Source organism: Ornithinibacillus salinisoli (assembly GCF_042684965.1).
Taxonomy (GTDB): Bacteria; Bacillota; Bacilli; order Bacillales; family Amphibacillaceae; genus Ornithinibacillus; species Ornithinibacillus salinisoli.
Genome location: NZ_JBHUMI010000014.1, coordinates 292,918 through 306,034 on the forward strand (window position 1 = coordinate 292,918; position 13,117 = coordinate 306,034).

Here is a 13,117-nt window from a genome sequence, read left to right on the forward strand (position 1 = left end):
TTCCCTCCTTATTGTTGGAACCATACTTGACTTGCTGCGCCAATTAATCCTGCATGATAGCCAAGTTCGGATATTCGTATATCTACAGGCTCAACAAGTGAACGAATCCCTTTGCTCGCAATGTTCTTTTTTATTTCCGTAGCCAGCCATGTTCTCTCTCGAACCAAGCCACCACCTAGTACAATGACAGAAGGATTAAAGGTATGAATGATACTTACGATGCCATAGGACAACGCTTGGATTGCCAGATTTATTGTTTCTGTTGCTACTGGTAAACCAGCTTCATACCACGAAAAAACTTCCTTGCTCGTTAATCGTTCTGGATTTTCCAGATAGAACTTGATCTCTTCGGGGAGTTCCTGTTTAGCTAAGTGAGCTAAATGCTCTTTCATTCTGTTCGCAATTCCCGTTCCAGATGCATACACTTCCATACACCCATTGGATCCACAGTTACAAGCAGGACCATTCATATCTACTGTAATATGCCCTAGCTCTGCCGCTCCTCCCCAATCACCCCGGATCAAATCGCCATTTGAGATAATTCCTCCACCAACACCGGTGCCAAGGGTGAGACAAACCATATCATTAGTACCTCTTGCGCTACCATGGACATATTCCGCCACAGCAAATGTATTGGCGTCATTATCAAGCCAAATCGGTAAATCCGTAAATTGATTAAGATATTTTGTTATATGTATATTGTTCCAGTCTTTTATGTTCGTAGTACCTGATAGTATTTGCCCATCTTTAAAATTAACCTGACCCGCGGAACCGACCCCAATGCCAATTAGGTTTTTATCCATCTCCAAGGCTATTCCTGGAAAGCTACTAATTATCTCTCGTAATACTTCTAATATACTTTGATTGGATTCTTGAGGAGTAGGATAGTTTTTTTGCTCAAACACTTCACCACTTCGACTCACTAATCCTGCTGCAATTTTTGTCCCACCAATATCAATCCCTAAGCTGCAGCTTTCCATGTACGCACCCCCTATAAAGATCGTTTATGTGAAATTATTTTTCTATAATAAATTATAAAGAGGATATATCCTCCAATTTTAATTATAGGTTATTCAAAATTTACAGTCAACTTAACTTTTAGGACTTTTAGGACTTTAGGAAAAATAATAGTGCACTAGGTAGATCCCTTTTCCAAAACTCCCATAGATGGTTCTCCGCCATTTCAGAAAAGTGTACATTTACTTTTTTACGCTGAAAAACCTCATGTAATTCACGATTACGCGTATAAATAAACAGTCTTTCATTGGTTATGGGAGACACAAATTCATCTTCGTAAATACCTACCGTTTGATAGACATTCCAGGGTATTGCTTCCTTCAAACCAGCTATACATGCGATATCTTGTTTCATAATCGCTGCTGATTGGAGTAACAAATGTGTCCAATGTTCCGGTTTTCTAGCAGCAATATGTAAGCTTATATTTGCAGCAAGCGAATCTCCAAGTAATCCTTTTTTTGAAATTCGTTTCACATCTAGTTCTTGTTCTACACTTGGCATGAATTCTTCATACATGAAATCAATGTACTTGTTAAATAATTGACCTTTATGATGATAGGACTGCCACCTTTCTTCCGATGTGCCTGGATGAATAAATATGATAATCCAATTGGTCATAGATGCCAGTTCACAACTTCGGTACGCCTCTTCAAACTCACCAAGTTCTAGATAATCATTCCCATCCTGCACATATAAAATATTGGCATCATTTATTGGATGGTCAGGCTTTAGTAGATGGTATTCGAACGATTTATTAAATATGTTACTATGAAAATACTTGGTTACCTTCCCCAACTATCTTCACTCCTTAATCTTTCTTTTACTGCTATGGCACGTTCCGGATAATCAGTTATAATTGCTGAGCACCCCGCATGGATTAATCTTTCCATGTGCATTTCGTCATTTATTGTAAATGGACGAACAGGATAATTTTGCTGTTCTGATGTATGGATCATTTCATCGGTCATGCTATATACATGCGGGTGCAAGCTCGTTGCTCCAAGCGATTCTGCATATTTCCACGGTTCATATAACTTCTCGGAAAATAAAATAGCAATATCAATCATTGGATCTAACTTTCGCATTCTATATAGCCCTAGATGATTGAACGATGAAATAATTGCCCTTGACTTCAAATCGAATCGTTCTAATTCTTCTAACACCTTCTCTTCTATCCCCGGATAGTCTAAATAGAACACATTCTTAAGCTCAATATTCACGGTAAGACCCGTCTGCTCCAACCATGTTAGTACTTCCGTTAATTCCGGAATTTTTTCATATGGAAATTCCGTCGAAAAAGAAGACCCAGCATCTAACCGGTGTAGCTCACTCATCGTAAAATCCTTTACATGCCCTTTTCCATTCGTTGTTCGATTAACCGTTTCATCATGGATGACGGCCAATTTACCATCCTTCGTGAGATGGACATCTAGCTCAATCCCATCCGCACCAACATGTTCCGCCTCTCGGAAAGCTGCCATCGTATTTTCAGGATGTGTCCCAGCACTTCCTCTATGAGCAATAATTTTAGTCACGGTTTTCTCTCCTTATCGTTTATATATATTTCGGAGTTAATATTCAGTATTTGTGTTAAAGTCGGAGTTTTCTTTCTTTTAGTATAGCATTATTGGATAAAATAGGAAGTGTTAAATTTAGGAATGCAGGGAGGATGACTAAAAGCACTGACTGACGTGCTTTTTGGAGGTTGGTGCGTTCGTCACGGGTTTCGTACGTCCGCACCAAAGGTTTGTGCGAATGATTCGCGCTACTACAAACTCATATCCCCAAATTTCACAATTTCTAATACCAAGGTTATCTGTAGCGATTCGCTCAAAAAATGAAATATTCGCTCACAACCAGCAGCAATTCGCTCATAAAATGAAATATTCGCTCAGAACCAGCAACGATTCGCTCAAAAATCGAAGTATTCGCTCACAAGCAACAATTCAACGAGTGAAGCTCGAAGGAAAGTCACGAAGACACCTTAGTCACATTTCAAGATTCCGTACTGGTGTTAAGAGCAGTGCTGTTACTTCACAATCCATATAAAAACAGCAACAAACTATGCGAAATTCCCCTTATTTAAACACCCTTGCAGCTTCCACAGCCTTCTTCCATCCATTATATAATCTTTCCCTATCATTATTTTTCATCTTCACATGAAAACCCATCTCTTTCTTCCGTAATTTAGCTATCTCTTCCTTACTTTCCCAATAACCAACAGCTAATCCTGCTAGATACGCAGAGCCTAATGCGGTAGTTTCCCTTATTGCCGGGCGATCAACTGACAATCCTAAAATATCACTTTGAAATTGCATCAATAAGTTATTGTTTACTACGCCACCATCTACTCGTAAAGACTGCAACTCAATATGTGAATCAGACACCATTGCATCTAAAACATCCTTCGTTTGGTATGCTAACGACTCTAATGTTGCACGAATAAAATGCTCTTTTGTCGTTCCTCGTGTTAACCCAAATACTGCCCCCCTTGCTTCACTATCCCAATAAGGAGTGCCAAGCCCCACAAAAGCTGGTACCATATAAACGCCATCACTTGATTCTACCTTAGAAGCCAAAACCTCACTCTCAGGAGCATTTTCAATAATCTTTATGCCATCACGCAACCATTGCACTGCTGAACCAGCAACAAATACACTGCCTTCTAGAGCATAATCAACCTTACCGTCAACTCCCCAAGCCAGTGTTGTAAGTAATCCATGCTCCGATGCTATCCCTTGTTCCCCAGTGTTCATTAGCATAAAACAACCTGTTCCATAAGTGTTTTTCACCATACCTTTCTCAAAACACGCCTGACCAAAAAGTGCTGCTTGTTGATCACCGGCAACACCTGCAATCGGTACTTCATGACCAAAGAAGTGATAGCTCACTGTACGAGCATATATTTCTGATGACAGTCGAACCTCAGGTAGCATACTTGCAGGAATCGTTAATATATCCAAAAGCTCATCATCCCAGACAAGATCATAAATATTAAACAATAATGTACGAGATGCATTGGAGTAATCTGTAATATGTGCTTTTCCTCCTGACAATTTATATACCAACCAACTATCAATGGTTCCAAATAATAACTCTCCATTATTAGCTCGTTCTCTCGTTCCTTCTACATGATCAAGAATCCATTTTACCTTTGTTCCTGAAAAATACGGATCGATCAGTAATCCAGTTTTACTTTTAAACATGTTATTATATCCAGCATCTCTTAACTCTTTACAAATACCTTCTGTTTGTCTTGATTGCCAAACGATCGCATTATATACTGGTTTGCCCGTATTTTTATCCCATACAACAGTAGTCTCCCGCTGATTTGTAATACCAATGCCAGCTATTTGACTTGGCTCTATATCTGCTTTTCTTAGTACTTCAGCTATACAAGCAAGTACAGATGTCCAAATTTCATTTGCATCATGCTCTACCCAACCAGGATGTGGGAAATGTTGTTCAAATTCCTTTTGGGCAGATTCTACGATCTCTCCTCGATGATTAAAAATTATAGCACGGGAACTAGTTGTCCCTTGATCAATGGACATGATATACGTTTCCATACAATTACTCCTTTCCGCATCAAAACTGATAATTCTTAATGAACTTTATAAATTCTCCTTCAAGTTTATTAACAAAACGCTCTTTCCTCTGTACTGCCCATAAATCTCTTTTAAGTTCTACATTCTCGATATTTATTTTTTTCAGCATGTTTTGTTTTAGCTCTGTATCAATGACAAGTGATGAAAGAATTGCCACTCCTAAATTAATCTCTACAGCGCCTTTAATCGCCTGCGTACTACCAAGCTCCATATAAATGTTAATTATATCTGACCAGTTTTCACCTAACATTTTTTCAACGAGTAACCTCGTCCCCGAGTTTTCTTCTCGCCAGATAAACTTTTCATGTGACAGGTCTTCTACTCTAACTGATTGTGATAGGGCAAACGTGCGATGGTCAGGAGAACAGACAAGTACTAGTTCATCTTCTGCAAATTTATTAACAATTAAATCTTCATCCGTATATACTTCCCCTTCAACAAGTGCCATACCTATTTTATTTTCTCTTAATCTATGAAGAATATTTGGTGTACTACTGACCTCCAACGTAATATCAATATTGGAATGTATCTTCTTAAATTCTCCCAATACATGTGGGAGTATATATTCCGCTATCGTAAAAGATGCTCCGATTTTCAAACTAGAACTTTCAATTCCTTTTACCTGATCAATCATAGCGAATGACTGATTATAATCAAAAACTAGCTGTTTTGCTATCTCGTATAAACGCTTTCCTGTCGTTGTTACAACAAGATTTCCGTTATTTCTTTCAAATAATTGCGTACCATAAAGGGTTTCCAGCTGGCGAATCTGTTTTGTAATCGCAGGTTGGGTAATAAAATTATTTTTAGCTACCTTACTTATGTTTCCCTCTTCTACAACTTGACAAAAAGTTTCTAAATAACCTATCCTCATGCCCATCTACCTTCCTGTATGTATAAATAAATATCCTTCTCCGATTAAATAGAGAAGGATATTATTATTTAAAAACCTAACATTCTTGGTAACCACAAGTATATCTGTGGAACAAATGTCACTAATAAAAGAACGATTGTCATTGCAATTAAATACGGTATCGAAACAACGAAGACTCGCTGTAACTTAACCTTCGCTATACTGCTTGATACAAACAAGCAAATTCCCACCGGTGGCGTAATTAAGCCAATTGCCAATGCTAGGACCGTTACCAACCCAAAATGCATTGGATCAATACCATAAGTAGTTGCTAGAGGGGCAAAAACTGGTACAAGCATGATCATTGCTGCAGCTTGTTCAATAAATAAGCCAATAAAAATATACAAAATCAACATTAAAAACAAAAAGATTGCTGGACTACTTGTGACATTTTGGAAGAAGGTACTTATGTCTGCAGGAATTCCTTGAATAGACAGCCACCATGTTGCCACATTTCCTATCGCAATCATGATCATGACAATAGCCGTTACAATGATTGTCCGAACCATCGCTTTATAAGTCGCTTTTAGAGTCAATTCTTTTGTTACAAAGAAACCAATTAATAAGGCATAAATAATTCCAATACAACCTGCTTCTGTAGGAGTTACTACACCACCAACTATTCCCGCCACCATTATAATCGGCAGTACAGCAGCAATTAAGAATCTACCTAATATTCGTAGTACCTCTTTAAATGTATACGTTCTTCCATCCCTTGGATAATCTCTTTTCTTTGCAATAAAAAATGTCACGGCCATCATACTTAAGCCTAGTAAAATTCCCGGGATGATTCCAGCTAAAAACAATGCTGCTACAGAAACATTGGCTGCTGCGAAAGTATAAATGAGCATCGGTAAACTCGGTGGAATTATAGGCCCAACGACAGAACTTATTGCCGTTACTGCTGCTGCTAGCTCTGGATCTTTATATTCTCTTTTGGTAGCAGGTATTAACATAGACCCAACAGCACTCGTATCAGCAACTGCAGATCCATTAATTCCACCAAAGAGCATACTTACAAAGATATTAATATAAAGAAGCCCACCCTTAATCTTCCCAACTATCAGTCTTGCAAAATCCAATAAGCGGACTAGAATTCCAGACCCACCCATGAGTTCTCCTGCCAATATAAAGAAAGGAATAGCAACTAGAGTAAATTTATCCAATCCGGTCCATAATCGCTGTGCAAACAAATCTATTGGATTATTAGTAAGCACAAAAGCAACTAATGTAGAAAGGCCTAATGCAAAAGCGATCGGAACACTAATAGCTATTAAAACTAAAAACATAATTACATATATTAGTAATGTACTCATGTAAAAACTCCTCTAAAATTCATATACAAGTACTCTGTAAAAGAATGACTTGTTTACTTACGAACTAGGTTGTTTCTCAACCTTTAGTATGGATAGTACAGTTGTTAAATTTAATTGAAATAAAATATAGCTGAATCCCACTGGTACAGATAGATATGGGATCATCATACTTACTCCAAAGACAAATGGATCATGTGAGTCTTTCCCGCTCCACGCATTGATAAAGCCGTAATAGATAATGATAATTAAAAAAACAGATATTAAGATATCAATAACAATCAATAACATTTTTTTCGATTTTCCTTTTATCTTATCCGTAAACATATCCACAACAATGTGTTCACCGGCCCTCACGGCGATACCTGACCCTAAAAACACCATCCACATCATTAAATATTTCGATAGTGCATCAGCGAAGTTCAATGGATTAAATATAACAAACCGTGAAAATACAGACATAGATGTAACAATTACAATTGCAGCTAAAAGAATAACGCAAACAATCTCTACCGCTTTAGCAATCACTTGATCGACTCTATCCAAAGAATCAAACGTCTTTTGTCTATTCATCCTTATTATTCTCCTATACTTCAAAATTTGGGGGCTTCTCTAACGCCCCCAAACAAGTTATCAAATCATTAAAGGTAATTACTGTGTGATATCGTAACCCCAGCCATTATCCCCAACTGGGCCTCTTTCTTCTAGGATTAGGTCAAGCTTTTCCTGTGACATACCTTCATCACCAATAAACTCATCCCAAACCTTGTCAATAGTGACATCCTTGATTTCATTGTAGCTATCTTCTGGAATTGTGTAGACTTCCACTCCTGCTTCCTTCATTTCTTTAATGTTCTCTGTAACGTAATCGCTTACAAAATCTATGTGCCATTCTTTCGCTTCTTGTTCAGCCTCTACTAGAATTTCTCTAACGTCCTCCGGTAGTTCATTCCACTTTTCTCTATTTACAACGGTAACAGAAGCATAGTTCTGGAAACTTACATCTGCAATGTAATTGATCAGATCACCTTCATGGAACTTAGCAGAATAAAAACTTGCATAAGGAACTGTTAAACCATCAACCATTCCTAATCGGACAGATTCTGGAGTTTCTGGCCAATCAACCGTTACTCCTGTCGCTCCCCATGCTTCCTGACTAGCAATTTCAAGTGGAGATCTAGATGCACGGAATTTTAACCCCTGTAAATCTTCAATGGAATTAATCTTCACTTCGGAAGTACCAATTACACGTGGACCACCTATTTCAAAAGTTGTAAACCACGATAGCCCAACATCTGTTAACTCTTCATTTATCTGATCTTGAACCTTGTCACTATTAAGCGCATTTAACATTTGGTCTCTTGACTCGAACAAGAAAGGAAAGTGAAACATTTCAAATGCCGGTGTAATTGTTGCTAAGTTTGCAAAAGAATCAGCTGCCATGTCTAAGTTTCCATTTTTAACCGCTTCAAATGTTTCAACACCAGATCCTAGCTGCCCGCCATGTAATACATCAATTTTTATGTTCCCATCGGACTTTTCTTCGACTAATTCAGCAAATTTATCTAATCCCTTACTAGAAGCATCATCTTCCGCTAATACATTAGCTGCTTTGAGTACATACTCAGGATCCCCATTACCATCTGTCGAATTTCCAACACCACATCCTACTAAAATACTACTAACTGTCAGTGCTACCAAAAATCGAAATGACCATTTCATCATAGAATTGACCTCTCCCTTACCCTATTTTTTATTGTTATTTCATACCACTTATCCGTCTAATGCACATCGAAAACCCATATGCCCGGTTGAACTATCTGGGGTGTTAGAGCTTCTAGCAGCAACTCGGTATCTATTACAATAGGATTCATGGCATAAATAAGAACCACCTTTAATTGTTTTTCCTTCTTTATTTGTAGGTTCCTGAGTTGTACGAAACCAATCTGAACACCATTCCCATACATTACCGGATACATTGTAAAGACCGTATTTATTTGCTGGGAACGATTTCGCTGGTGCAGTTGATAAAAATCCATCCGCTTTAGAATTATGTTTAGGAAAATCACCTTGCCAAATATTGCATACATGATCCCCGTTAGGATGTAGTTCGTTCCCCCATGGATACCTCTGTTGCTCTAGTCCACCTCTAGCTGCATATTCCCACTCCGCTTCGGTGGGTAACCTCTTGCCACTCCAATTACAAAACGCCACCGCATCGTTCCACGAAACATGTACAACCGGGTGATCCATCCGATCAGAAATGGTGGAACCATAACCCTCTGGACTCTTCCAGTTCGCTCCATTTACAACCAACCACCACGGCGTATCTCTAACAACTTGCAATACATCTTTATTGGCTTGTTCTGTAACAAATAAATAAAACACAAATGACCAACCAAACTTTTCTGCATCTGTTCTATACCCTGTGTCTCCCACAAATTCGGCAAAATCCTCATTGGTAACAGCACAAATATCAATATAGAATGGGTCAAGGTTTACCTCTCGAACCGGCCCCTCTCTGTCAGCTGGAAAGCCTTCTTCACTATCTGTCCCCATTAAAAAGCTTCCTCCAGAGAGAGATACCATATTTTCGGTGTTCGCTTTCTGCGTTTTTTCAATAAATTGTTTTTCCAATTGGGGTTGAGATGAACTTCTTTGAATGCTACAACAATTATTCACTTAAAATTCTCCCATCGCTCCTAGCTTTAATCATCTTCCCAAAACGCTTTACCTGCACCACTCTCATTCATTAAACGAAGAATTTTATCTCTTGGAACAACTCGACATCGATTCGCCCATTTTTCGTATTTTACTGCCATTTCTTCCACTAGGTCTGGGTATTGATCTGCTAGATTATTCATTTCTGTTCTATCTTCACTCATATCAAATAGTTCCCATGGTCCTGGATACTTTTTGACTAATTTCCATTTTCCAATACGAATCGCAGCATTTCCTTCATGCTCCCAGAACAGTGGTGTTTCATCTGCTTGATCATCCTGTAACACTGGCATTAAACTTCTTCCTTCCAGAGGTAAAATCTTATTGCCATTGTGTGTCTCAGGGTATGTTGCACCAGTAATTTCAACAATCGTTGCCATGATGTCTGTTAATTGACCAGGTGTATGTCTTAATGTTCCCTTTTCCTTTAACCCTTTTGGCCAATGGACGATCAAAGGAGTTGCTATACCACCTTCATGCACCCAATGTTTATAAAGTCTAAATGGTGTGTTTGACAAATTTGCCCATGCTGTTTCATAACTTTGGTATGTATCTTCTGGACCAGGCATGATGGATCGGTCATTCCCAAATGCAACCTCTTCCCCTTCTCTTGTGTGAGATTTAGCAATAAGCAAATTATTCACTAATTCTTCAGTAGGAACACCAACAGGGATATCCTCTGCACATGCTCCGTTGTCTGATAGGAAAATAACGATTGTATTATCTAATTGGTTTGTTTCTTCTAATGCATCGATAATTCGACCAATCCCTTGGTCCATGCTGTCAATTTGAGCAGCATATACTTCCATACATCTTTCTAACCATTCTTTATCCTCCGCATCTTCCCAAGCTGGTTGACTAGGATCACGCTCTGTAAGCTTCCAATTTTCATCTAGGATCCCCATCTCAACTAACCGTTGAAGACGTTCTTCACGTAGTTGATCCCATCCTTGTTCAAAACGACCTTTATATTTTTCAATATCTTTTTCTTTTGCATGTAGTGGCCAGTGTGGCGCAGTATAAGCTACATACTCAAAAAACGGCTCATCTGGTGAATTCTTCGCATGGTCTTTAATGTAATCAACTGCTTGATCACTAATGGCATCGGTATAATAAAAGTCCTTGTCTTCTTTTGGTTCGTGTTCGATATTCTCATTTCCACGTGTTAACGTGTTCGGGTCATAAAAGCTTCCTGCACCAATAACTGTGCCGTAAAATTCATCAAACCCTCTTTGTAATGGCCAATTGTTTGATGGTACTTTTAAGCTTTTTGCAATATGCCATTTTCCACTCATATAGGTTTTATATCCACTACCCTTTAGAACTTCCGCAATAGTTACACATTCATTATTTAAATCTCCTGGATATCCTTCTGGTCCACTGTCATAAGTTAATATTCCAATTCCTGTTTGATGGGGATGCAAACCAGTTAGTAAGGAAGCCCTTGATGGACTACATCTTGCTGTATTATAAAATTGCGTAAAGCGAACTCCTTTTTCAGCTAATTTGTCTAAGTTTGGCGTTTGAACTTCTCCCCCATAACAGCCAATATCGGAATATCCCATATCATCGTTTAAAATTAACAATACATTTGGTTTATCTGCCATATTGAATCCTCCTGTAATTCTATAATTCTAATTAAATACCACTTCTAGATAGTTTTATTAAGTATTGAAAATAGACTGGTAAATATATTGCCTTTAAAAATTCGATTGGCTCCGAATTCGAGGAATACGTAATTCGTTCTATATATAAAAGCGCTTCTCCCTCCTTTACTTGCAATAATTTTGCTGTGTCCGCATCCGCATTCACAGCGCTTATCACTTGCTTTGCTTCTTTTAGATATACATTTAATTCTTCTTCAAAATGTTTATATATTGCAATGGATTTTAAATCTTGATCTTGTAAATTTGCTGCATATTCTTCTGGATAATAAGCATGTTCAATTGCTGCAGGATGTTCATCAGCATAACGTAATCGCTTTAGTTGCCAAGCATGATCTGTATGCAATTTATCCGTATAGATAGAATTTTCATCACTATTCGTAATAAAACCTTTTTCCAATATTTTAGCTCCTGGTTGAAAACCCGATTCCTTAATAATTTCTGTAAACCCTTTCAATCTACCAGACCAGTTTTCTGGGTGGTTTGTACGAAGAAATGTACCTCTTCCTCTTTCCCGAACGATAATACCTTCCTCCACTAGTAGTTTAAGGGCTGTTCTTATCGTTACTCGACTGACTCCAAAACGCTTCATTAATTCATGCTCTGTAGCAATTTTCCCGCTTTCATCAACTAACTTTCTTTCAAGTAGTTCTTTTCTTAAAATGTCCCTCACTTGTAAATGAAGTGGAACACCGCTACCGTTATCAATTGTTTGATCGAAAATGCCTAACTTACTTTCCATTTAATCTCCGCTTTCTTCATGAATTATTATCTGAAAAATATTTGTATTAATATTTGTATTATTATTATAACAACTTATGAAAGCGTTTCAATAAATTTTTACTATTTTCACTATAAAAAATATTTATACCTTATTCATAACAGTTATGAAGTATGAGCCTCTCCGTTATTTGGGCAATTATTATCATTGGTTATACCATATAACTTTATTTATATTTACAGTGTCATTTCTCCCCTGTTAATTTAAATCTATGGAGGAGATTCAAATGGATATATCATTCGTACTAATACTTCTTATTTTGGGTATTACTGCAGGATGTTATGGAACAATTATCGGTGCTGGTGGCGGTTTCATATTTGTACCGGCATTACTATTAATTTTAAATATGGAGCCGGCTGTTGCAGCAGGTTCGGGGTTAGTAATCGTGTTGATTAACTCTATTTCAGGAGTTTTTGGTTATGTTAAACAAAAGAAAATTCAATTTAGAGTGGGTATTGCAATTGGAGTGGGCGCAATACCAGGCTCTTTAATTGGTGTTTGGTTATTGCAATTATATTCTTCACAGTCATTTTATATCGTATTTGCCTCTGTATTATTAGTTTTAGGAGTTTTTCTATTAACGAAGAGCTTACCATCTTCCAAACAAAAAATTGGGGAAAATAAAGTTTCATTATTTAAAGAAAGTAATAGGAAGTTTAAATGGTTATTAATACTTGGTTTTTTTATGGGAATACTTTCTAGTTATTTAGGAATAGGCGGGGGATGGATTTTAGTTCCAATATTAATCTATTTATTTCATGTCCCTACTCACAATGCTACTGCAACATCTATATTTGCTTTATGTATATATTCATCAGTTGGTGTAGCTTCTCAGCTATTTTATAGCAATATCGATTGGTTAACTGTCATTTGGGGAGGATTTGGGGTAATTATTGGATCACAGGTTGGGGTTAAACTAGCTCAAAAAATTCCTAGTAAGGTCATTGTTCAGATGTTGTCATTTGTTCTTATTATTATTGGGGTTAGGATGTATTTTCAATGATTCCTCTTATTCGCTATAGCTTTTAGAATTATAAAATATAGTTGTTCCGAAGCTTCCTCTAAATATGTTTCTACGAACCTATGAATATAGGAATATA

At 37.5% G+C, this 13,117-nt stretch carries 12 protein-coding genes; 1 reads left to right on the top strand and 11 read right to left on the bottom strand.

What is annotated here, in order from left to right:
• Positions 1-8: 8 nt before the first annotated feature.
• From ACFSTA_RS08780 to ACFSTA_RS08830, 11 genes are all read right to left on the bottom strand, one after another.
• Positions 9-980 carry an ROK family protein gene (locus ACFSTA_RS08780; protein ID WP_377556241.1) on the bottom strand — a complete coding sequence of 324 codons (972 nt, stop codon included), beginning with the start codon at positions 978-980 and terminating at the stop codon, positions 9-11.
• Between the two features lie 127 nt (positions 981-1,107).
• Entirely contained in the window at positions 1,108-1,812 is a 705-nt protein-coding gene (locus ACFSTA_RS08785) for an alpha/beta hydrolase (RefSeq protein ID WP_377556242.1), read from the bottom strand.
• Complete coding sequence (locus ACFSTA_RS08790; protein WP_377556243.1) at positions 1,800-2,552, bottom strand: glycerophosphodiester phosphodiesterase; 753 nt, start codon at positions 2,550-2,552, stop codon at positions 1,800-1,802. The genes ACFSTA_RS08785 and ACFSTA_RS08790 overlap by 13 nt, the downstream gene beginning before the upstream one ends.
• A 543-nt stretch (positions 2,553-3,095) precedes the next feature.
• A complete protein-coding gene (glpK, locus tag ACFSTA_RS08795) occupies positions 3,096-4,586 on the bottom strand; it encodes a glycerol kinase GlpK (protein WP_377556244.1) in 1,491 nt (496 codons plus the stop codon).
• Positions 4,587-4,605: 19 nt separating this feature from the next.
• Positions 4,606-5,499 (bottom strand): LysR family transcriptional regulator, encoded by an 894-nt coding sequence (locus tag ACFSTA_RS08800; protein WP_377556245.1) that lies wholly within the window; start codon positions 5,497-5,499, stop codon positions 4,606-4,608.
• 68 nt (positions 5,500-5,567) lie between these two features.
• Positions 5,568-6,854: a TRAP transporter large permease gene (locus ACFSTA_RS08805; protein WP_377556246.1), complete on the bottom strand. Its 1,287-nt coding sequence runs from the start codon at positions 6,852-6,854 to the stop codon at positions 5,568-5,570.
• Between the two features lie 57 nt (positions 6,855-6,911).
• Complete coding sequence (locus ACFSTA_RS08810) at positions 6,912-7,424, bottom strand: TRAP transporter small permease (RefSeq protein WP_377556247.1); 513 nt, start codon at positions 7,422-7,424, stop codon at positions 6,912-6,914.
• Between the two features lie 78 nt (positions 7,425-7,502).
• Positions 7,503-8,576 (bottom strand): TRAP transporter substrate-binding protein, encoded by a 1,074-nt coding sequence (locus tag ACFSTA_RS08815; protein WP_377556249.1) that lies wholly within the window; start codon positions 8,574-8,576, stop codon positions 7,503-7,505.
• A 48-nt stretch (positions 8,577-8,624) separates the two neighbouring features.
• Complete coding sequence (locus tag ACFSTA_RS08820; protein WP_377556464.1) at positions 8,625-9,488, bottom strand: formylglycine-generating enzyme family protein; 864 nt, start codon at positions 9,486-9,488, stop codon at positions 8,625-8,627.
• A gap of 71 nt (positions 9,489-9,559) precedes the next feature.
• Complete coding sequence (locus ACFSTA_RS08825) at positions 9,560-11,179, bottom strand: arylsulfatase (RefSeq protein WP_377556250.1); 1,620 nt, start codon at positions 11,177-11,179, stop codon at positions 9,560-9,562.
• Positions 11,180-11,210: 31 nt separating this feature from the next.
• Positions 11,211-11,978: a GntR family transcriptional regulator gene (locus tag ACFSTA_RS08830; protein WP_377556251.1), complete on the bottom strand. Its 768-nt coding sequence runs from the start codon at positions 11,976-11,978 to the stop codon at positions 11,211-11,213.
• 265 nt (positions 11,979-12,243) lie between these two features.
• Between ACFSTA_RS08830 and ACFSTA_RS08835 the strand changes: the two genes are divergently transcribed.
• The gene (locus tag ACFSTA_RS08835; protein WP_377556252.1) at positions 12,244-13,020 is read left to right on the top strand and encodes a sulfite exporter TauE/SafE family protein; all 777 of its coding nucleotides are present in this window, start codon (positions 12,244-12,246) and stop codon (positions 13,018-13,020) included.
• Positions 13,021-13,117: the final 97 nt, after the last annotated feature.